This is a genomic window from Trichocoleus sp. FACHB-262, from assembly GCF_014696035.1.
In the GTDB taxonomy this organism is placed as follows: Bacteria; Cyanobacteriota; Cyanobacteriia; order FACHB-46; family FACHB-46; genus Trichocoleus.
Genome location: NZ_JACJPK010000086.1, coordinates 361441 through 382924, shown reverse-complemented (window position 1 = coordinate 382924; position 21484 = coordinate 361441). Strand labels below are relative to the sequence as shown.

Below are 21484 nucleotides of genomic sequence, written 5' to 3'. Positions count from 1 at the left end.
TTTAGCGGCCAGCATACGCACTCATTGGCTCCTTGATGAAGCGAATGTAGAAATGCCTAAACGTAGATTTGAGCACGCGGGGCATGGCAAAATCGATCGCCATCATGCGGCTGGGCAACTGCCAATCCAGAATTTTAAGGTCTTCGGGTCGCAAATGCGGAAACTGCATATCGGCTGGCTCTACGTTTAGCCCTAACCGTTGAGCTGCCGCTGTGATAGGTACTGCGGCAGGGTCAACATTGAGGATTTCGAGCAAGGCGCGATCGAGGGCGAAGACGTTGGTAGAGGCCCCAATCACACCCAGATGGCGAGGTTCACCACCACTAGGGCCGTTGCCTTCGTGACCAATAATGCCATCGACGATCGTGAGGTCAGGGGCGATTGCTCGTGCCGTCTCGACCAACATTTCACCAAAGCGCTGGCTATCTTTGCCTGCTTCCATGTGCCACCAAGCTTTCATCTTGCCAGGGACACAGCCAAACAAATTCTTGACTGCGAGTGTCAGAGTCAGTTGGACGTGGGATTTCACCTTTGGCAGGTTGATCACCACATCCGCATCCATCACTTCCTTAGACAGCAACAAATGATTGAAGTTTGCGCTCACGGTTTCGTACCGTTTACCACTAAATTCCACAATGGGTAGATTCAGTTCTTCAATCAAGGGCAAATAGCCATTGGCGATCGCGACTCCTCTGGCACTACCAAAGGCGGGGCTATCTCCTAAAAACGGTTGACCACCCGCCGCTTGAACCATTTGAGCGACACAATAAACCAGTTCAGCGCGAGTAGTACATTCTTTGCCAGGACGCGCACCCGTCAGTAAGTTCGGTTTCAACAGGACGCGATCGCCCTGTTTGACAAAGGCGCTCATTCCGCCCAAAGGCTCTAGTAATTGCTCCAAACTGGCTCGAAGTTGACTCAGTTCGTAAGAGTCAGCTCGCAGCAAGCTCACACAAGGTTGTAATGATGTCATAGTCAAGCGGAATGATGGGTGAAACAGAGAAGGTGAATCGAGAAGCAGCCAGGGCCTGCGGATGCTAGCCTCTATCAGTTGCGATTAAAGGCATAGAACCTACCTAAAATTCAGCCCTGTTGCATCTGGGAAGTCAATCTCTATCGAGGCCGATTTAGGGCGGTCACCCACTGAGCTTCTGAGAGCACTCCTTCTCCTTCTAGCGAGGTGATCGGTGGCTTCATCTCAATTTTTACTACCTGACTGGCATTGATGAAGAGAGTTTCATCTGGCAGTTTGACAACCCACCACCCTTCACTCAGAAACCGCCGAATTTCTTGCCGAATATCTTGTCGCGTCACTCCAGGCTCAGTCAAGTGATGAATATTGAATGAGTCTGACTGACCGTTCAAGTAGTGAAAGGTAATGTAAGTCGGGGTTGGCTCGGATTCCTGGCTATACATAAGCCCTCTTACTAATGTTTGCAATTCAGAAATGATTCATCTTAAGTTGAACCGCTCAGAGATGGGAATTTCTGTACCTTTTCTTTGAAAATTGCGGGCATTTTCAACCACAACGCTCCAAGTCTCTAAGCTAGTTTGGCAGAGGCGATCGCCATCATGCACTCTCTGGCTTAGGCATCGCGCTCATTTGCTCTAGATCTAGAACTTTAGCTAGTTCTTCAGGGTTCATCAAACCTTGCTCCAGTACGATCTGACGCAGGGATTTGCCTGTTTCTAAAGATTCTTTGGCGACAGCGGCGGCGTTGAGATAACCGATGTGAGGATTCAAAGCGGTCACCAAGGCGAGGCTACCTTCGGCGTAGTAAGCGCAGCGATCGCGATTGGCCGTAATGCCGTTGATGCAACGTTCTGTCAAAGCTGCCAATGTATTGCCCAAAATTTCCATGCTGTGAATCAGGTTGTAGGCAATCAACGGCATCATCACGTTGAGTTCCAGTTGCCCTGCTTGAGCCGCCAGCGCGATCGCTGCGTCGTAACCCATTACCTGAAAGCAAACCATTGAGGTCATCTCAGCCATCACCGGATTGTACTTCCCAGGCATGATTGAGGAACCAGGCTGCACTGGGGGAAGTTGAATTTCCTTAAGGCCAGTCTTAGGGCCAGAGTCCATCAGGCGCAAGTCGTGAGAAATTTTGACGCAATCTTGAGCCAAATTCCGCAAAGCTCCCGACACGTTCACAAACGGAGCCATGCTCTGCATCGCCGCCATCAAGTGAGGTGCAGGACGCAGCGGTTGATCGAGCAACTGGGACAAAATCTGAGCCACGCGATCGCAATATTGCGGATGGGTATTCAGCCCCGTTCCCGCAGCACTGCCACCCAAGCCCAACACCATTAAATCTTGGGAGGCAGATTCTAAGCGAGTTAAATGATCGCTGAGGATCTGCGCCCAAGCTCGAAAGTTTTCGCCCAAGCGGACCGGAACCGCATCTTGTAAGTGGGTGCGACCCGATCGCACAATATCTTGGAACTCCTCGGCTTTAGTATCGAGTGCTGCGATCGCCCCAGACAAAGCAGGATACAGAGTGTGCTCTAGTGCCAGCAGTCCGCCAATTCGAATGGCCGTGGGGATGACATCATTCGTCGATTGGCCGTAGTTAACGTGATCGTTGGGGTTGATCCGCTTGTAGTTGCCTTTCTCGTCGCCTAACAATTCCAAGGCTCGGTTCGCCAAGACTTCATTCACGTTCATATGGTGCGAGGTACCTGCGCCTGCTTGATACACATCCACCACAAACTGATCGCGCAACTTCCCAGACAGCACTTCATCGGCTGCTTGCACAATCGCCTGAGCGACCTCTGGCGTAATGCAACCTAGCTCACCATTGGCGATCGCGGTTGCCTTTTTAATCAGTACGCAAGCATCAACATAAGTTGGTAAGGGTTTGAGACCACTAATGGGAAAGTTCTCGATCGCTCGTAGAGTCTGAATTCCATAATAAGTTTCTGCTGGAATCTGTCGCTCTCCCATCGAGTCGCGCTCAACTCGAAAGGACGTATTCCCTAGTGCATTCATCATGACTTCCCCATTCAATCCTGGTGTAAGCAGCGGCCAAAGCTTAAAATCCGCAAAATGCCTGAGACAGTTGAGACATTTGTCTGATTAGTTTATCTGTCTCCGCCTGCACTATAGAAGTACCCAAGCTGTATCTAAAATTTCAGGCTCAATCAGGTGCGAGCTTTAGGCCCGATCTTGAATTATGGGCCTGGTGCCAAAGCACCTACCTGCAATCTCTAGAAGGCTACAGACAGAGCCGATTTGATAAGACTAGATAGGTTTGGCAAAGAACTGCGGAGCATGATTATTCAAATGGTAAGAACAGCAGAGCAAATTAATCCTGCCGCAGGCGAGCATAAATCTGTTACCCTTCAGCTCACTCAAGTTGCAGCGAGACAGACCGCAGAGCTTGCTCAAACCCTCAATGCTGTAGAACGAATCACACAATCTGTTCAAGCAGTAGCCGTCAACGCTCAGCAAGCTAACGAAATTTCAACGTCGACTGGGCTGCAAGGAACAGCCATAGATAAAACTGTCAAGCGTCTCCTCAAACTACGCGAAACGGTGGCTCATACAGCTAAGAAAGTGCAGCAGCTCGATGAGTCTTCTCAAAAAATCTCGCAAGTCGTTTCGTTGATTCACCAAATTGCCCTACAAACCTCCTCATTGAGCATCAACCCTCCTTTGGAGACAGCACCGCCTCAAGCTGGAGTTCTGGAACTGCATCCTGCATCAATAGAGCTAGACATAGAGTCAATGAACTTAATGAAGGGTGTCCAGATAGAGGATGCCCAGCGCAGCAGCATAGAACAGATTTTGGAGGCATCTCACCAGGTTGACCAATTAATGCAAACGATCGCTAAAGCAACGCTCTCTCATGCCCAAACTGCTCAAGCAGTTGCTCAATTGCTCCAAGCGATCACCTTAGCCCCAAAACCTCACCCTGAAACAGCTCAGATCGCTTCGGGGTCCCTTCCTCCATTCTCTAGCCCGATGAATTGTTGGCAGAACCTGTAAATACACGCAGCGAGCCTGAAAGCTCTAAGCAAGGTATAAGTTCTGTTGGATACTCATATAAGTTGGGTAGCTTAAGCTTATAAGCCCCATCACTAAACTGATATAACCTAGGCTAAATTTGAAGTCTAGCTTTCGGTCACCAGCAAATATTCTTATGATTAAGGCAGGCTCTACCTCATGCTGCGGTGCAATATGAGTCCAGATCAAGACTCTCGTGCCTGGTATAACCACGGAAACACCCTCTATGGGTTAGGCCGCTATGAAGGGGCCATCACTAGATATGACCGAGTGCTAGAGAAGCAACCGGATGATTTTGAGGCTTGGAGTTATCGCGGGTATGCTTTGTCCCACTTGCGGCGTTATGTAGATGCGATCGCCAGTTTTAGCCAAGCCATTGCTCTGCAACCAGATTTTGTCCTGGCTTGGCATGGCAAGGGCATTGCTCAAGCTCAAAGTCATCAATATGAGGGCGCGATCGAGAGCTTTACTAAAGCTTTAGAGCTAGAACCAGAAGATCCGAAAGCCTGGTATAACCACGGCAATGCTTTAGTGCGCCTGCGCCGGCATGCCGAAGCCATCCTCAGCTTTGATCGCACGCTAAATCTCAAGCCTGATTACTACAGAGCTTGGTATCACCGAGGAACCGCTTTAGCCGAGCTGACTTTTTATGAAGATGCGATTAGCAATTTCGACCGGGCTCTCATGATTAAAGCGAATTGCTACTATGCTTGGAATTACCGGGGGATTGCCTTAGCGAAATTAAAACGTTACAGCGAAGCGATTGATAGCTTTGACCAATCACTTGCGGCGAAGTCGCATAATCCAGGAGCTTGGTACAGCATGGCCCGCTGTTACATTGCCCAGGAAAATCTCAATCAAGCGTTTAAATGTTTACAGAAGGCAATTGAGCAAAGCCCGAATGTATACCGAACAATGGCTAAGATAGACGCTTGTTTTAAACCAATTCGCCAAAGTCTAGACTTCCAAATTTTAGTGTTAGGAAGAAATAATTAATCCGGAAGGGATAATGTTATACAGGAATTGACTCAGTAATGTTTTAATTCCAATCTCGGTGATATGGACCAGAGTCAAGGGTCTCAGACTTGGTATAGTCAAGGGCATGTTTTGAGTGAACTCGGACGCTATGAAGGCGCGATCGATCGATACGATCGCGTGTTGGAGCTAAAACCAGACAATTATCAGGCTTGGTGCGATCGCGGCTATGCTTTAGAACATTTAGAGCGCTACGAAGAAGCACTTGTAAGTTTTGAGCGAGCTATTTCCTTAGCCCCTAAATTTGCTCCAGCCTGGCATGGTAAAGGCATTTCCCTAGGTAGACTGAACCGTTACGAAGAAGCGGTGGTTTGCTTCGATCGCATTCTTAAATGGAGTCGCGATGACTACCGAGCTTGGTACAACAAAGGCAATGCTCTCAGTCATCTTTGCCAATATAAAGAAGCGATCGCGGCTTTTGACAAAGTTTTAGAATTTAAGCCTGACAAGTACCAGGCCTGGTACAAGCGCGGTGTAGCGTTGGCATATCTAGGGCGCTACTCGGATGCACTCACCAGCCTTGAAAATGCCGTGACGATCAAACCCCGTTGTCACTATGCTTGGAACTACCGGGGCATTGTGCTAATCAAGCTAGAACGCTGCCAAGAGGCTCTAGCTAGCTTCGAGCACTCTCTAAACAGTGAATCCTCCAATCCAAATGCCTGGTATGGCAAAGCCTGTTGCTACGCTTTGTTAGGGGATGTAGAGTTAACTATCAACAATCTGTATCGAGCTTTTGACCTTAGCCCCAACCTGCATCGACTGATGGCTAAAACAGAGCCCATTTTTAACGAGATGCAGCAATACGCGGAGTATCAAGCGCTATTTTGAGACTCGCGAGTTTGTAGCACGAGCTGCTGATCAGTTACTTGAGCAGGCTAGGCTCAGCAATGAGTCAGAATTCTTTGCTGGTCAACTCTAGTTATCGGCCAGATTATTCAACTTTCAGGTTGCTTAGTTTAAAGAAGTGTTTTATTGGTTAGCTTTAAGTACTTTTTTAGATCCAAAACTCAACTCTTGCTAAGTTTTCCTGTTAAAGCAGTCACTCAGCGACTATAGCAGTCTTAAAATGATTTATAAAATTGGTGGGCTGTGAGAGGCACACCCCATGTGGAATCGCGATCGCTATATAAATTAATGTATTTGTGACAGTCAAAGCAGTGACCTAAGGCAGAGACAGTAGTCTCCAGGTTTACTTATACTGGTAAAGACGTAAAAGCCCTAGCAAGTTTTGCTTCTGTCAGGATTAACTTCCTTTGATAGAAATTTGTCCCATCTGAGCCTTACTGCCCTATTAGCATTCAGCTCAGATTTACTGAATAATTCAAGCCATGCTTGACACAGGTCAACTTCCCCTCAGTGGCGAACCTCTACTCTGGTTTCAGCAGGGTCTTCTCTCTGCAACCCAAAAAGAGTACGAGCAAGCGGTTGTGAGTTATGACTGCGTTCTTAGAGTCAGACCAGATTGCTTTGATGTCTGGTATGAACGTGGTTTGGCATTAGAAAACTTAGGTACTTACAACGATGCGATCGCCAGCTACGACAGAGCACTACAACTGGAACCCCCCAAAGATATAGCTTGCGTAATTTGGCAAAATCGCGGCGATGCTCAGCAATATGGTTTGGGGCAGTATGCCGACGCGATCGCCAGCTATGACAGAGCGTTACAAGCTAATTCAGAACATTACCAAGCTTGGCAAAATCGCGGCAATGCTCTCTTATATGGGTTCAACCAATATGCCGAGGCGATCGCCAGCTATGACCGAGCGTTACAGCTCAAACCAGATTATTACTTAGCTTGGCGCAATCGAGGCAATGCTTTGATTGAACTTACTAGATATAGTGAGGCGATTGCCAGCTATGATCGAGCGCTAGAAATTGAACCTAACGACCAAGCGGCTAGTTATGGTCGTAGCTGTGCTCTGGAGCGATCGGGTCTAGCTTACAAGCAACCAACTACCAATCCTGTTTGGTATGGGCGGGGCTATTCAGAGTTAAACCCCTTAGATGAAGCTGCGATCGAAGCAAATGAAACATCCGTTTTTATTGCTCATCCAGGCACTAACCATACCCAGCAGCAACCAATTTTTGTCCTAGAAGATGAGCAGGGAACGAGAGAAATCACTCTTGAGAAATCTTCCTACTCCATCGGTCGCGACCCCAAAAGTGATATTTGCCTACACTCGCAGTTTGTGTCTCGGCAACATGCAACTTTGCTCAAGATTCTTCGAGATGACGGTACCTATATTTACCAGATTGTAGATGGTGCTTTAGGGGGTAAGCGCAGCACAAATGGTCTAATGATTAACGGTCGTAAGCATCGAGCGTGGGATTTAGCTCATGACGATGTTGTGGTATTCGGACCTCAAGTCCGAGCTTTGTACTTTACTTCACCCCAACCACCGCTGGATTCTAGTCCGGATTAATACTTGCAGGCGGCTGTTCTTCGTGTTTTCTTTATCAGAAGTCCACTCTTTTATTAGTAGCTTTACGGATCAAACCAGCAATCTGTGAGATGTTGGACTTACGCAACCAGAGCCTGAACTTGCTCAATTCACCGCTCTGCATCCTGGTAGGTCACCTTTCACTTCAGGGTCGCTGTAATACTTCAAGCGACGGCGCGCCTAGCCCTCAATCGTTTTGAATTCGAACTTTAGAGGGAGGGTAGTTTATTCGCTCTAGAGTTACAAAGCAAGGCGTGCCGCCTTATTTTTGGTCTAGGCGCAGGGTTCATCTCTCATAGCAAAGGTAAGCCACCCCAAAAAACACTAATCTCAGACTCGAGTCTGGGTGACTCCTGCAAGACGCTTCTTGTAGTGTTCTACTGCCAGGGTTGAGAACTAAACCTAATTAGGACTTGGTTGAGTCGTAACATCGGCTATCTGTTTTGCTGATCAAGGGATGTGCTGCCGCTAATGCGAAGCTGAAGACCCTCAAGCTTTCTCAGACAACATCTAGCTAAAAATTACTTCAGCAAAACATCAATACATATTTATTGACACTGATACAAGTGAGTAAAGGGAGTTGACATGTCAGAACTGATTCAGGCCGTTCTAGACAACAATGAGAAGACGGATCTGCGCCAATTTCTTAGAGACCTACGCCAGCAAGAGCAGCGCTACCTATTACGCAATGAGATTTTGAATGCATTTTCGGCTTATTGTAGCCATCATGAAAAACCTGAACAGTTTTACCATGCTTCTCATCTCGGTAAGCTGATTGCTTACACGCAAGAAATTATTTTGGATGAGGGCAGCTTCTGTTTCATTGTTCGTCCCAAAATTGCCAGCCAAGAAGTTTTTCGCCTCTCTGAGGATGACCTCACCGTTGATGTGATGACGGTACAAGAGTTGTTGGATATTCGTGACCTCTTGGTTAATCGATTCCATCCCAACGAAGGGGATGTCTTAGAGCTAGATTTCCAACCTTTTTACGATTATTCGCCAAGCATTCGCGACCCCAAAAATATTGGTAAAGGCGTTCAGTTTCTCAACCGCTTTCTATCCAGTAAGTTGTTTCAAGACCCACAGGAGTGGTTAGAAGCGCTATTTAAGTTTTTGAGTCTCCACCGTCACAACGGAACCCAGCTCTTAATTAACGAACGCATCAAAAGTCAGGGTGAGCTTTCTTCGCAAGTCAAGAAAGCGCTGCAATTTGTCAGTGGGCGTCCAGATACGGCTGCGTACGAAACCTTTCGCTTTGATTTTCAATCAATGGGTTTTGAACCCGGTTGGGGGAACACAGCGGGTCGGGTTAAGGAGACCTTAGAGCTTTTAGACGAACTAGTTGATTCCCCAGACCACCAAACTTTGGAAGCTTTCATCTCTCGGATTCCAATGGTGTTCCGGGTGGTTTTAGTGTCTCCTCACGGTTGGTTTGGTCAAGAAGGCGTATTGGGACGACCAGACACAGGCGGTCAAGTTGTCTACGTGCTCGACCAAGCCAAAAGTTTAGAGAAGCAACTCCAAGAGGATTTGTGTCTGGCTGGATTGGATGTGACAAAGGTAAAACCTAAGGTCATTATTCTCAGTCGGTTAATCCCCAATAGTGATGGCACTCGTTGTAATCAGCGTTTAGAAAAAGTCCACGGTACGGATAATGCTTGGATTTTGCGAGTTCCTTTCCGGGATTTCAATCCAAATCTGACTCAAAGCTGGATTTCCCGCTTTGAAATCTGGCCTTATTTGGAAACCTACGCGATCGATTCTGAGAGAGAGCTTCTAGCAGAGTTTGAAGGCCGACCTGACTTGATTGTAGGTAACTATTCAGACGGCAATTTAGTGGCCTTTTTGTTAGCCCGTCGTCTGAAAGTCACGCAATGTAATGTTGCTCACGCTTTGGAAAAGTCAAAGTACTTGTTCAGCAACCTCTACTGGCAAGATTCCGAGGAGCAATACCACTTCTCGCTCCAGTTCACGGCAGACTTGATTGCCATGAACGCTGCGAATTTCATTATCAGCAGCACTTACCAGGAAATTGTAGGGACACCTGACAGCATTGGTCAGTATGAGTCTTACAAGTGCTTTACCATGCCAGAGCTTTACCATGTGGTGAATGGTGTGGAGCTGTTCAGCCCTAAGTTTAATGTGGTCCCGCCAGGAGTAAATGAAGCGGTTTACTTCCCCTATACCCGCAGCGAAGATCGCTTACCTGACGATCGCGATCGCTTAGAGGATTTGCTTTTCACGCTGGATGACCCAGAGCAGGTCTATGGAAAGCTTGATGATCCGAGCAAACAGCCCTTGTTTTCCATGGCGAGACTCGATCGCATTAAAAACTTGACTGGGTTAGCCGAGTGTTTTGGTCGCAGTCCAGAACTACAAGAGCGTTGCAATCTAATTTTGGTGGCAGGTAAGTTGCGGGTAGAGGATACAGCAGATCGCGAAGAAGCTAGCGAAATGGAAAAGCTCTACCGCATCATTGATGAATACAATCTTCACGGCAAGATTCGTTGGTTGGGGGTGCGTTTGCCCAAGACTGACTCCGGTGAAATTTATCGCGTCATCGCGGATCACCAAGGCATTTTTGTGCAACCAGCGCTGTTTGAAGCATTCGGCTTGACGATTCTAGAAGCCATGATTTCTGGTATACCTACGTTTGCCACTCAGTTTGGTGGACCCTTAGAAATTATTCAGGATCGGGTGAATGGCTTCTACATCAACCCGACAAAACTGGACGAAATGGCTGAGAAGATTCTGGAGTTTGTTTCTAAGTGCGAGCAAAATCCTGACTATTGGCAAGAAATCTCTAGCCGAGGCGTAGAGCGGGTTTACAGTACTTACACTTGGAGAATCCATACCACGCGCTTGTTGTCGCTGGCTAAGATTTATGGCTTCTGGAATTACACTTCTCAGGAAGACCGAGAAGATATGCTCCGCTACTTGGAGTCTTTGTTCTACCTACTCTTTAAACCCAGAGCTAAGCAATTGTTAGAACAGCACATGCATCGTTAAGCGGTTTAACTGAACTCAAGGTTTTTAACGGTAAGCGATTGCCTCCAACGTAACTTCAACGTAAATAGGGGGGGCGATCGCTTTGTTTTACCACTTATTTAGTACAGCTCCAGATTTTGATGTTGCCGTCGGTACAACCGCTGGCTACAGAACAACCATCCGGGCTAAAGCTAACTGTACTCACCCATTTCGCATGACCAGGCAGTAGACGGCTCCAAGACTTACCGAAGGTTCGAAGTAATCTGCCAGTTAGAGGACACCAAAGCTTCACCGTTTCATCGGCACTACCACTAGCTACGGTTTGTCCATCAGGGCTAAAGGCAACAGATAGAACATCACCTGCGTGTCCATTCAGAATTATTTGCAGTTCACCACTGGCCCAGTTCCACAGCCTGATTGTTTTATCCTCACTAGCACTGGCCAAGATAGAACCGTCCGGGCTGAAGGCAAGAGAAGTAACTCGATGGGAATGACCGACTAACGTACTTGAGAGTTTTCCTGTCTTAAGATCCCAAAGCTTGATAGTTTGGTCATAGCTACAACTCGCCAAAACTTGGCCTTGGGGATCGAACGCGACGCCACTGACTGTATCCGTATGCCCCAAGAAAGTTTGCTGCAACATGCCTGTAGAGAGATCCCAGAGTTTAACGCTATTGTCATAGCTGCCGCTAGCTGCTATTTGGTCATCAGGAGCGATCGCGACAGTCTTAACTCCAGCCGTATGGTCCTTGAGGGTATGTAATAGAGTCCTGGTTCGTAGATCCCAAACTTTAATGGCGTCCTCTTCAGCACTGCTACTTACTAAGCAGGGATAGACTTCTTGGGCCGTTCCTCGCTGGCCATCTGGAGTGGTGCCAATACTGGCTAGCTTGGCGTTTACAGCTATAGAGCTGACAGCGATGGAACTGACAGAACCAATATGACTCGGAAAGCTACTAAGAAGTTTTTGGGTTTGTCGGTGCCACACTTTAATGGTGTGACCAGGTTGCCCATCCCAAGCAGAATGACCACAAATTAAGGCCTGCCCATCTGCACTAAAAGCAACAGATGACACCAAGGCTGGATAGACCGAGAAGGTAGACTGGAGCTGAGCCTGCCGCCAAGCTGAACCTACTTGGTTCCCAACCACTGAGCCGTTGCCTTTTAGGGCATCCAGAACGGCTTGAGTCATTCCTGACTTTAGTTCTGAAGCAGTCCAAGCCTTTAAACCTACTAGACCACTCTTCTGAGAAATTTGCTTACCAGTCATTCAGGCTCGTTACTCCAATGAATCAAGGGTGAGGAAGACAGACTTTCAAAGAAATGCCCTGAGCCACTCACTAGTCAGAAGTAGATTGGGTGCCTGGACAATGAGTATCCGGTTTTACTCAGCGATCGCATTTGAGCGCTCAGCTAAGATTTACACGCTTCAGAGCTTTTCTAAAGGTTTAGCTAGGTTCTTATCAGAAACACACCTGGCAAACTATATGTATGTTTCCCAATAAATTAGTAAAATCTGCTACCTAAATTTTTTACTACTGACTTAATAAAGTACTAAGCAACTCAGTGTCAAACTCATGACTTTGTGAGACATTGCTCTTAAAAATTAGGAGGCAAAGACATTAAGTTACGTCTTTACCTCCAGAAATAGATTGAGAAGCTATAGCTCGTCTAGTAATTTCGCTAGATCAGACCCTCGACTACAGGGTGAAAGTAAAAAGCAAATCCTAGGACTAAGTAAGCAGCTAGGAGCAAAGTCCCCTCTAGCCAGTTAGAGCGACCATCCGAACTAATCGAGTTGGCAATTAGAACAGCAACAGCAACGGCAACTAGCTCAAAAGGATTGAAGTTTAGGTCCATCGGCTGGTCCATCAGCCATCCTGCTAAAACCAACACCGGAGCCACAAACAGAGCAATTTGCAAGCTAGAACCGACCGCTACTGATACGGAAAGATCCATTTTGTTTTTCATGGCCACGGTCACAGCCGTTGCATGTTCTGCGGCATTACCGACAATGGGTAATAAAATCACTCCTGTAAAGAGGGAAGTCAAGCCGAGGCGAGTTGTAGCGACTTCTAGGGTGTCCACTAGCAACTCTGATTCCACAGCAACTAGAAGCGTGGCACCTAACAAAACTCCGATCCACAAGGGTAGATTGACTTTATGCTCAGAGCCATCCGGGGCCAAGTTTGCCTCGGCAAGTTCTTCGGGGGCCAGTTCTGCCAGTCCCACATCATAGAGATAGGTGTGGGTCCGCATGGAGAACAAGAGAGTCAGGCCATAAACCACGATTAAAACTAAAGCTACAGCGATCGATAGCTTTTGAATAGTGATGGGGCTGATCCCGGTTGAGGTGACATTCACTGCGGTGGGTAGCAGCAGAGCAATCACGGCTAGGTTCATGGAAGAGGCGTTTACCCGCGCCACAATAGGTTGAAATTCCTGCTCTTTGTAACGCAACCCGCCCAGCAGCATCGAGAGGCCCATGACGAGGAGTAAGTTGCCAATGATCGAGCCCGTAATGCTAGCTTTAACGACATCAATCAATCCTGCTCGCAAGGCGACTAAAGCAATAATCAGTTCCGTGGCATTGCCAAAGGTAGCATTGAGCAACCCACCCAAAGAAGGCCCAGCCACAACCGCAATTTCTTCGGTCGCAGTGCCCATCCAAGCGGCTAGGGGTAGAATTGCTAACCCAGCGGTGATAAAAACCACTAGCGATCCCCAGTCCAACAAATGAGCGGCGATCGAAATGGGCACAAAGATCAGTAATCCAGTAAAAACTATGTCTTTAATTGTCATTAAGGTTGAACGCTATAGATTTGCAGTTAGGTGAACGAATCCCGACTCTAGAATACCCAACACCGCACCGGGTGCTAATTTCGGCTCATTATCTTCCCAAAAGCCACTATTTCAAGACCAAATTAAGTAACAAAACCTTGCTTTTGGTGTTTTACGCGCAATTCTTATTGCGAATCCTTAACTGACTGTTAAATTTATCTGGCCTTTGCGGTTCAATCGGGCTATGTTACCAAGCAATGTTTTGCTAACTTTCGCGCCTTGCATCGCCGTCTGGTCTTTGATCCCCGAAGAGCCTAATTCTCAAGGCTCAGTTTCAGGACGCTTAGATTGTGCTTTTAGTCAGATTGTTTAGTCGTTTACTCTTAGATAGAGTGCTACCTGAATCTTCGAACAGCCTTGGTGCGATCGCAGCTTACCTGTCGTTCTCTGTGCGTTACCTTCTCCAGAAACCACTGGTCAAGCCAAGCTGACGCCCATTAATTATTCCTTTCACATCTCACAGGATCACATCTCACAAGGCTTGTTGCTATTGCTAACTCCTGCCATAACACCGTGGTTCCGTGGTGGCTAGGTAAGTTATTTCTGTCTCGCTCCTTTCTTTATTTGGATAGACCTAAGATGACTTCACACTCCGATGCTTTCACCTCAGAGCATGAGGAATCTGGGCTGATAGATTTAGCTGAGTTCTCACCATCTCGTAAGGGTGAAGCCACCCATTCTGGCTCCATCACTACTCAGGTGTCTCCTGGCAATGATCCCCTGCAAACGGCATTGGGAGTCTATGTGACAGTTCATGGTCATTTTTACCAGCCGCCCAGAGAAAATCCTTACCTAGATGCGATCGAGCGCCAGCCGAGTGCGGGGCCGTTTCACGACTGGAATGAGCGAATTCATCATGAATGCTACCGTCCCAATGCCTTTGCCAGAGTGCTAAATGACCAAGGTGAAGTAACTGGGATCGTCAATAACTATGAGTATTTGAGCTTTAACATTGGCCCCACGTTGATGAACTGGATAGAGCGTCATGACGTGGAGGTATATCAACGGATTGTGGAAGCAGACCGTAAGAGTTGCGATCGCCTGAATGGTCACGGTAATGCGATCGCTCAGGTCTATAACCACATCATCATGCCCTTAGCGAATGAGCGAGACAAATACACCCAAATTCGGTGGGGCAAAGCAGATTTTCGTTCTCACTTTGGTCGTGATCCCGAAGGGATGTGGCTGGCAGAAGCAGCGGTAGATTACCCGACTGTTGAGGCTTTGATTGCCGAAGGGATTCGCTTTATCGTGCTGGCCCCTTCCCAAGCAGAACGTTGTCGCCCCTTCCCTCGTGAGCATCAACCCCACCCGCAATGGCATGAAGTGGGAGGCGGTCAGATTGATCCCACTCGTCCTTATCGTTGCTTCTTGCCGGGGGGCAATCCCAATTATGATTACATCGACATCTTCTTTTACGACGGTCCCATCTCACGGGATATGGGCTTTAGTGATGTCCTCTACAACTCCAATCATTTTGTGGGGCGGATTGGTCAAGCCGTACGCGGGGATCAACGGCCCGCTCAAGTCCTTTCGGTTGCGACCGATGGCGAAACCTTCGGCCACCACAAAGGCGGCACAGAAAAAACCCTGGCCTATGCCTTCTTGAAAGAATTCGCCAATCGCGGTTGGACTGTTACTAACTTTGCTCACTACCTCAGCATTCATCCCCCAACGTGGGAAGTAGAACTCAAGCCTGTGACTGCTTGGAGTTGTGCCCACGGTGTCGATCGCTGGCAAGACGACTGCGGCTGTGGTGGTGAAGGTGGGGTTTGGCACCAAAAATGGCGACGACCTTTGCGCGATGCCTTAGATTGGCTGCGGGATCAGTTGATTAAAGTCTATGAGGACAGCGGCAAAAAGTTTTTCCGTGACCCCTGGCTTGCCAGAGATGAATACATTCAGGTGATGCGCGATCGCAGTGCCAGCAATATTGAGCGCTTCATGATCCGCCATCGCACCCGTAAGCTAAGCGCTGCCGACCAAGTGGATGCCCTGCGCCTGTTAGAAATGCAGCGTCACGCTCTTCTGATGTATACCAGTTGCGGCTGGTTCTTTGAAGAGTTGTCTCGACCGGAAGGAGTGCAAATTCTCCGCTATGCGGCGCGGGCGCTAGAGTTGGCAGGTGATGTCGCAGGTGTTCAGCTTGAGAAAGGATTTATCAAGCGCTTAGGCACAGCACCTAGCAATATTGAATATTTCCGGCATGGATCTGGGGTGTACCGCCATTTGGTGACCACCGCGCAAATTACGCTAGAGCAGGTGGCAGCCCACTATGCCATTAGTTCTCTATTCACCACTTACCCCTCAGAGCACCGAGTTTACTGCTACACCGCTCATCAACTCGACTACCAATTGCAGCGCATGGGATCGCTGACTTTGGCCGTTGGGCAGGTGCAACTCGTTTCTGAAATCACCTGGGAAAGCACTCACCTCACCTTTGCAGTGCTGCATTTAGGCGGATGGGACTTCCACTGCTGCATTCAAAACTTTTCGGGACGGCGGGACTACAGTCGGCTCAAAGAAAATTTGTTTGCCGCTTTGAAACAGGCGAGCGCTGCCCAGACTATTTTGGCGATGAATCGCATTTTTGGGGATCAGTCCTACAACTTACAGAATCTGTTTGAGGAAGAACGCCACCGGATTATGCAGTTGCTGACTCAAGAAACTCTGCTCCGTCTCGATCAGCTCTACACGCAGGTTTACCGAGATAACTACGGCGTATTGATGGCCTTCCATCGAGACAAATTGCAGGTACCGCAAGAATTGCAAGTGGCCGCAGAGATTGCCTTGACGAACCGAGCGATCGCGTCGTTGCAAGCTCTGGAACAGGAGATGAGCGATCCTACCACTGCACCGCCCCCTTGCCTCAGTCACATCGCTGAGCTAGAAGCGATCGCCACTGAAGCGAACCATTTGCACTGCCACTTGAACCTGGCCGCAGGCAAAGAAATTCTGGAGCGGTTAATTTTGCGATCGCTTTGGAACCTGTTGCACAACTTCAGGCCAGAAGCGATCGCAGATGAGATGAAGCAACTACAACGCTTGCTAACAACTGGGAAGCAACTGAAACTGGCCCTCTCAATTGACCGGGCTCAAGAGCTTTATTTCTCATTTTTGCAAAGTCACATTTTGCCTGTCTGTGTCGATTTACTACAGCGACAGGCTCAGGGGCAGAGCGGAGATAAACTTCAGTTCCATCTCAAAGATTCTGCAACCCCTATTAACTTAAATGGCCTACAGCAACTACTCCAACTCGGCCCCGTTCTACTGGTAGATACCAGCGATTGGCTAGTTCAGTTAGCAGCCATAGTTAGTTAATTACTGGTTGGCAAGCTGAGGGCAAAACTATGGGGCAGTCCTTTGGGATTGCCTCAGCGAGTGGCTAAAGATAAATAAAGTCAGGGCGCTCTAAAAATTCGGTAGGAAGCTCACTCCTTGTGCCCTCTTCCATGTTCTTGAACAGAATTGTAAAGGCTCCTGCCCCTAAACCTGAATGGGGCCACATGCGATAGCAGGGAATGTCTGTTAAGTGGGACTGTGCCGCAACCAAATGGGGGACGACCAAAGCTTGAAACTGAGGAAATTTAGCTAAAAACCACTCACTCACCTGCTCATTTTCCTCGGGTGAATAAGCACAAGTCATATAAGCTAAATAGCCTTGAGGCGCGACCAACTTTGCTGAGTTTGCCAGAATTCGTTTTTGTCGATTGGCATTTTTATTAATCAAAATTGGATGGAAGCAACCTGGGGCTTTACTGCCTTTTGCCAATAAAGACTGACCTGTACAAGGAGCATCTACCAAGACTAGTTGAGCAGTATTAGGAATTAGCTCAGCCAGCACTTGCGAATCTAAACTAAGGGCGATCGCAGGGCTAATATGGCAGCGTTTTAGGTTAGAAATTAAAGCTCCCTTACGCTTCCCAATCACCTCATTACTAATCAGCAGTCGAGGTTGTAGGGCAGTCCAAGCAAAGACACTTTTGCCTCCCGGTGAGGCACACATATCCAAAACTAGATCAATAGGTTGCTCGATAGTCAATAAAGTAGAAGCAGCAAAAATTGAAGAAAAATCTAGGCAATAGAAATTTCCAGCATCATGAAGAGGATGCTTGCCTGGTTTCTCATCCAAGACCAATCGCTCAATGAACTTTGGTTGCCAAAGCGTCGGTGGTGCTAATTTAAATGGTGATATTTCAGGCTGGGACTGGCACCACAAAATTGCTGGATTAAAGGGCTTAGGCTTCACCAAAGCATCGATAAATTCCTCTTGATAAACTTCATCTTTGAATAAGCGCTGGCTAAATTTAACCAACAGATTAGAAGGCTTTTCCATAACACCCTATATAGCCAAATCACTATAGCTAAATCAATAAGAAAGAGAGAAGCGCAACTCCGGAGGTAGATTGTGGACTTTAACGTCTGAGGTCATTAAGTGGCAGTAATACTGATAGGCATTGGTTGAGAAGTTATTAGCCAATCCTGAGATTTTTCCATTAATAACGCAGCGCTAGCAGTTGGCGAAGCATCGGCAATGTCGATTGAGTGAATCGGGACACCTCGCCGTTGCAAATCATGGGTATAGGTTTTGTCGTAATAATCCAAAACTAAATCAATTGCAGTAGTCAAATCACCTTGATGAATCGCTTCAACGGCTTGTTGAGTCCGTAAGCCACCTAGCTTTTTTCGTAAACGTTCCGTGGCTTCTATGAGTTGTTCTGGTTTGACCGAACCATAGACCTGGCGCAAAATCTCAATTCGCTCAGGACGCGATCGCAGAATTTGCAACACAGGGGCTTGTAGCATTTGCTGAAAGATTTCGTCTGGAATCCGACACAGTCCGATTCGCCGACTTTCCGCCTCAATCCACACAGGCCGCTGGTGATTAAATTGGCTCCAAACCAAAGCAATGTGGTTTTCAAATTGCTCGGTCGTGGGTTGCGCGGGTAACCCCAAACTGCCGTAGCTACTGCCTCGATGGTTCGCTAAGTTTTCTAAGTCCAGAACTTGCTCTCCCTGTTCTGCCAGGGCCACTAAGATTTCTGTCTTGCCAGTGCCTGTCATCCCTCCCAAAATTGCCAAAGTTTTTGGAGTAGCCAAGGTGGAGCGCACCCAATGACGAAAGTTTTTGTAGCCACTGCGCAGCAGAGTGACCTGAAAACCTGCCGTTTCCAGGAGCCAAGCCATACTGTTGCTCCGCATCCCGCCTCGCCAGCAGTGCAATCGTACCCGACGCTCAGGGGCTAGGGCTTTGGCTTGAGTCACAAAACCAGCGAGTTTGGGACCGACGATCGCCAGACCTAATTCAATCGCTGTTTCTTGTCCCTGCCGTTTGTAGCACGTACCCACCTCGGCCCGTTCGTCATTACTAAACAACGGGAAACTCTGCGCACCCGGAATGTGCCCCTGAAAAAATTCTCCTGGGCTGCGAACATCCAGAATCAGGCCAGGGCAATGCAAAAACTCAGCAACATCAACGACTTGGGGCATGAATCAAACCAAACAGCAAGCAACCCTACAGTTCGATCGTAATCGGCTCAGGGGATGAAGTGCAGGGAAAAATGCCGCCGATCGCCCGACTTTGCTGATAACCCAATGACTGGAGAGCACTAACACAATCGCTAGCTCGTTCTGCGGGCACAGCGGCAAGCAGACCACCAGAAGTTTGGGGATCAAAGAGTAAAGCGGATTCCGGGCGATCGCTAATCTCCGACCAATTTTGTACTTTTAACGCGGCCCGTAAGTTTTGGGGTTGCAGCGAACTCACAATGCCTTGTTCTACAACCGTTCTGGCTCCTGCCAACAGTGGGATCGCTGCCAGCTTTAGTTCCACCGCAACTTGAGAAGCTTGGGTCATCTCAGCCAAGTGTCCTAACAGCCCAAACCCCGTAATATCTGTGCAAGCGCTGGCTTGATGTTGCATCAAGCATTCAGCAGCCGCTTGATTCGACTGCAACATCGACTCTACCGCCGCATCAATCCAACGACCTTTGGCTCGGCGCTGCATATCTGCCGCAAACAAGGCTCCCGTCCCCAACGCTTTGGTCAAAATCAGAACTTGTCCTGGGTGCATTCCCGTTTTTCTCAAAAGGCGATCGCGCTCAGCCAAACCGTTGCAAGTTAGGCCAAAAGCCAATTCTGCTCCTTCTGTCGTGTGACCACCAATTAAAGCTGCTCCTGCCTGATGTAAAACCTTTAAAGCACCCGCTAGCAGCTGGTAGAGCGTTTCCTCCACCTTGGCTTCCAGGGCGTAGGGAACCGTCGCGATCGCTAAAGCACTTTGAGGCATGGCTCCCATCGCAAAAATATCGCTGAGGCAGTGGTTGGCACTAATTTGACCAAACACAAACGGGTCGTTGATTAAGGAGCGAAAGTAATCAATGGTTTGTACCAAAACGCGATCAGCAGGTATTTGCAAGACGGCTGCATCATCCGGTGCATCTAAACCGATGAGAATATCGGCGCGATCGCTAGGCTGGGGATATTCTTGCTGAATGCGCTGGAGAACTCGCTCTAAAACGCTGCTACCAACCTTGGCCCCACAGCCACCACACCGCATAAGATTTTGGATTTGACTCTGAGGTTGTGGCTGTAACTGTGCAGCAAGAGTTGAGGTGGGCTGGTGCATCATCTCCGGCAGTTGACTGAAGCGATCCATAAACCGCCGATCGATTCCATCCTTAAGCTGCCAAAGTGTAGAAGACTGCCAACCAAACGGACCCCAAGAAGCGATCGCGGCATTGTGTTGATTAGAGTCAGAGTCCTCGCTGGTGCCGATTAAGCTGAGATAACGCTTCTGGGGAATGTAGGGCTTGAGCTGCTGCCCTGATAAGGTTCGGCGTAAATTCTCAAATAGTGGCTTGCCTTGACGCACTGCAAACACCCCAGCTTTAGGTCGGGGATGGTTTTTGATAGTGGCGATGTCACCAGCGGCAAACACGAAGGGATGAGAGAGCGATCGCAGATTTTCATCCACTCCAATAAAGCCTTGAGCATCCGTAGCCAAGCCAGATGCTTTTATCCAATTTGGTGCCGCAGCCTGCGTGACCCAAAACGTATGATCACAAGCCACCGTCAACCCCAATTCACACTTAACTTGATGCGCCTGGACTTCTGTGACTGTTTCTCCGAGGTGGAGGTGAATGCCTCGATGAGCTAGGATTTTGTGGAAGTGATCGCCTACCCAACGGCTATACCCTGGCATCAAAACGGTTCCACGCTGAAACAGATGTAGGGATAGATTTGTTGGTGGTTGCTGCGATCGCCTCAGAACTTTGTGCAGATGTCGCTGGACTGCAAGCGACAGTTCCACGCCACCCGCGCCACCTCCGATAATTCCGATGCAGATTGGTTTCTCAGGATTTTCTGCCACCTGCTCAATGAGTTGATCCCAATGATCTAGAAAGCGACGAATTGGCTTGACTGGAATACTCGACTCCACAGCCCTAGCAATGTCTGGAATCGTCGGGGTACTACCAATATCAATAGAAACGACATCAAAAGCCACAGGCGGACGATGGGCACAAATCACTCGCTTGTTTGCTAAGTCCAAGCCCACCACGCGATCGAGATACAGTTGCGCTTGAGCAAACTGAGCGAGTGGTCGCAGGTCGATATGGCATTCATCGTGGCTATAAAAGCCCGCAATATGTCCAGGCAGCATCCCCGAATAGGGAGTATCTGAGGCTTCTGTGAGGAGCGTAATCCGCACCCCAGAGAGAGGCTGCATCCCCAACATGCGTAGGGCGATCGCATGGCTATGACCTCCACCCACTAGCACCAAATCTTTGACGATCGGCTCAGAGACTGGGTTCATCATCAGCATCAGTAGCAGGCGTTACGGCAGGGACAGGATCATAGCCACCGGGATGGAAAGGGTGACAGCGAGCAATTCGGCGCAGTGCTAATCCACCACCTCGCCAAGGGCCAAACCGCTCTACCGCTTCCAACGCATACTGAGAGCAAGTCGGGTGAAAGCGGCAAGCAGGCAGCAGCAGTGGCGAAACTAAAATTTGATAACCCCGGATCGAGCCGATGACTAAGCGCTTCATAAATTCCATTTTAAGTCGCTTGGTTTTGTCTGTATTTCTCGCTGACAGTTCTGAACGACGGCACAACAAGCAGCTACAGACTAATTTGACATAGCCTCTTTCTTGTTCTTAAAACA

Annotated in this window: 15 protein-coding genes; 6 read left to right on the top strand and 9 right to left on the bottom strand. The window is 48.4% G+C overall.

The features are described 5' to 3' along the window. Position 1: 1 nt before the first annotated feature. The 3 genes from H6F68_RS19260 to H6F68_RS19250 form a co-directional block, all read right to left on the bottom strand. Complete coding sequence (locus tag H6F68_RS19260; RefSeq protein WP_190561439.1) at positions 2–973, bottom strand: DUF362 domain-containing protein; 972 nt, start codon at positions 971–973, stop codon at positions 2–4. 140 nt (positions 974–1113) lie between these two features. Continuing rightward, a complete protein-coding gene (locus H6F68_RS19255) occupies positions 1114–1416 on the bottom strand; it encodes a hypothetical protein (RefSeq protein ID WP_190433987.1) in 303 nt (100 codons plus the stop codon). A gap of 154 nt (positions 1417–1570) precedes the next feature. Then, positions 1571–2995 carry an aspartate ammonia-lyase gene (locus tag H6F68_RS19250; protein WP_399314546.1) on the bottom strand — a complete coding sequence of 475 codons (1425 nt, stop codon included), beginning with the start codon at positions 2993–2995 and terminating at the stop codon, positions 1571–1573. Positions 2996–3274: 279 nt separating this feature from the next. On the opposite strand from H6F68_RS19250, the gene H6F68_RS19245 reads away from it, so the two are divergent. The 5 genes from H6F68_RS19245 to H6F68_RS19225 all read left to right on the top strand — a co-directional run bounded on the left by H6F68_RS19245 (position 3275) and on the right by H6F68_RS19225 (position 10497). After that, positions 3275–3991 carry a methyl-accepting chemotaxis protein gene (locus tag H6F68_RS19245; RefSeq protein ID WP_206755541.1) on the top strand — a complete coding sequence of 239 codons (717 nt, stop codon included), beginning with the start codon at positions 3275–3277 and terminating at the stop codon, positions 3989–3991. A gap of 192 nt (positions 3992–4183) precedes the next feature. Beyond that, positions 4184–5005 carry a tetratricopeptide repeat protein gene (locus H6F68_RS19240; RefSeq protein ID WP_190561435.1) on the top strand — a complete coding sequence of 274 codons (822 nt, stop codon included), beginning with the start codon at positions 4184–4186 and terminating at the stop codon, positions 5003–5005. Positions 5006–5068: 63 nt separating this feature from the next. Continuing rightward, positions 5069–5875, top strand: a complete 807-nt coding sequence (locus tag H6F68_RS19235; RefSeq protein ID WP_190561433.1) for a tetratricopeptide repeat protein — start codon at positions 5069–5071, stop codon at positions 5873–5875. A 500-nt stretch (positions 5876–6375) separates the two neighbouring features. Then, complete coding sequence (locus H6F68_RS19230) at positions 6376–7470, top strand: tetratricopeptide repeat protein (RefSeq protein WP_190561431.1); 1095 nt, start codon at positions 6376–6378, stop codon at positions 7468–7470. Between the two features lie 603 nt (positions 7471–8073). Then, positions 8074–10497 (top strand): sucrose synthase, encoded by a 2424-nt coding sequence (locus tag H6F68_RS19225; RefSeq protein ID WP_190561429.1) that lies wholly within the window; start codon positions 8074–8076, stop codon positions 10495–10497. A 94-nt stretch (positions 10498–10591) separates the two neighbouring features. Here the strand turns inward: H6F68_RS19225 and H6F68_RS19220 are convergent, their stop codons facing one another. Both H6F68_RS19220 and cax read right to left on the bottom strand, forming a co-directional pair. Continuing rightward, entirely contained in the window at positions 10592–11746 is a 1155-nt protein-coding gene (locus H6F68_RS19220) for a WD40 repeat domain-containing protein (RefSeq protein WP_190561427.1), read from the bottom strand. 413 nt (positions 11747–12159) lie between these two features. Next, complete coding sequence (cax, locus tag H6F68_RS19215; RefSeq protein ID WP_190434003.1) at positions 12160–13278, bottom strand: calcium/proton exchanger; 1119 nt, start codon at positions 13276–13278, stop codon at positions 12160–12162. Between the two features lie 618 nt (positions 13279–13896). Here cax and H6F68_RS19210 point away from each other — a divergent pair. After that, positions 13897–16638, top strand: a complete 2742-nt coding sequence (locus H6F68_RS19210) for a DUF3536 domain-containing protein (protein WP_190561425.1) — start codon at positions 13897–13899, stop codon at positions 16636–16638. Between the two features lie 64 nt (positions 16639–16702). Here the strand turns inward: H6F68_RS19210 and H6F68_RS19205 are convergent, their stop codons facing one another. The 4 genes from H6F68_RS19205 to yidD form a co-directional block, all read right to left on the bottom strand. Further along, the gene (locus tag H6F68_RS19205) at positions 16703–17653 is read right to left on the bottom strand and encodes an RsmB/NOP family class I SAM-dependent RNA methyltransferase (protein ID WP_190561423.1); all 951 of its coding nucleotides are present in this window, start codon (positions 17651–17653) and stop codon (positions 16703–16705) included. Between the two features lie 95 nt (positions 17654–17748). Continuing rightward, positions 17749–18807: a tRNA 2-selenouridine(34) synthase MnmH gene (gene mnmH, locus H6F68_RS19200; RefSeq protein ID WP_190561421.1), complete on the bottom strand. Its 1059-nt coding sequence runs from the start codon at positions 18805–18807 to the stop codon at positions 17749–17751. Between the two features lie 25 nt (positions 18808–18832). Continuing rightward, positions 18833–21136: a selenide, water dikinase SelD gene (selD, locus tag H6F68_RS19195; RefSeq protein ID WP_242065567.1), complete on the bottom strand. Its 2304-nt coding sequence runs from the start codon at positions 21134–21136 to the stop codon at positions 18833–18835. Next, a complete protein-coding gene (gene yidD, locus H6F68_RS19190; protein ID WP_206755540.1) occupies positions 21117–21368 on the bottom strand; it encodes a membrane protein insertion efficiency factor YidD in 252 nt (83 codons plus the stop codon). Before yidD ends, selD begins: the two co-directional genes overlap by 20 nt. Positions 21369–21484 lie beyond the last annotated feature (116 nt).

Excerpts from the sequence above, each read along its gene's own strand:
- H6F68_RS19260 (WP_190561439.1), bottom strand. The coding sequence starts at position 973 with ATGACATCATTACAACCTTGTGTGAGCTTGCTGCGAGCTGACTCTTAC.
- H6F68_RS19255 (WP_190433987.1), bottom strand. The coding sequence starts at position 1,416 with ATGTATAGCCAGGAATCCGAGCCAACCCCGACTTACATTACCTTTCAC.
- H6F68_RS19250 (WP_399314546.1), bottom strand. The coding sequence starts at position 2,995 with ATGATGAATGCACTAGGGAATACGTCCTTTCGAGTTGAGCGCGACTCG.
- H6F68_RS19245 (WP_206755541.1), top strand. The coding sequence starts at position 3,275 with ATGATTATTCAAATGGTAAGAACAGCAGAGCAAATTAATCCTGCCGCA.
- H6F68_RS19240 (WP_190561435.1), top strand. The coding sequence starts at position 4,184 with ATGAGTCCAGATCAAGACTCTCGTGCCTGGTATAACCACGGAAACACC.
- H6F68_RS19235 (WP_190561433.1), top strand. The coding sequence starts at position 5,069 with ATGGACCAGAGTCAAGGGTCTCAGACTTGGTATAGTCAAGGGCATGTT.
- H6F68_RS19230 (WP_190561431.1), top strand. The coding sequence starts at position 6,376 with ATGCTTGACACAGGTCAACTTCCCCTCAGTGGCGAACCTCTACTCTGG.
- H6F68_RS19225 (WP_190561429.1), top strand. The coding sequence starts at position 8,074 with ATGTCAGAACTGATTCAGGCCGTTCTAGACAACAATGAGAAGACGGAT.
- H6F68_RS19220 (WP_190561427.1), bottom strand. The coding sequence starts at position 11,746 with ATGACTGGTAAGCAAATTTCTCAGAAGAGTGGTCTAGTAGGTTTAAAG.
- cax (WP_190434003.1), bottom strand. The coding sequence starts at position 13,278 with ATGACAATTAAAGACATAGTTTTTACTGGATTACTGATCTTTGTGCCC.
- H6F68_RS19210 (WP_190561425.1), top strand. The coding sequence starts at position 13,897 with ATGACTTCACACTCCGATGCTTTCACCTCAGAGCATGAGGAATCTGGG.
- H6F68_RS19205 (WP_190561423.1), bottom strand. The coding sequence starts at position 17,653 with ATGGAAAAGCCTTCTAATCTGTTGGTTAAATTTAGCCAGCGCTTATTC.
- mnmH (WP_190561421.1), bottom strand. The coding sequence starts at position 18,807 with ATGCCCCAAGTCGTTGATGTTGCTGAGTTTTTGCATTGCCCTGGCCTG.
- selD (WP_242065567.1), bottom strand. The coding sequence starts at position 21,136 with ATGATGAACCCAGTCTCTGAGCCGATCGTCAAAGATTTGGTGCTAGTG.
- yidD (WP_206755540.1), bottom strand. The coding sequence starts at position 21,368 with ATGAAGCGCTTAGTCATCGGCTCGATCCGGGGTTATCAAATTTTAGTT.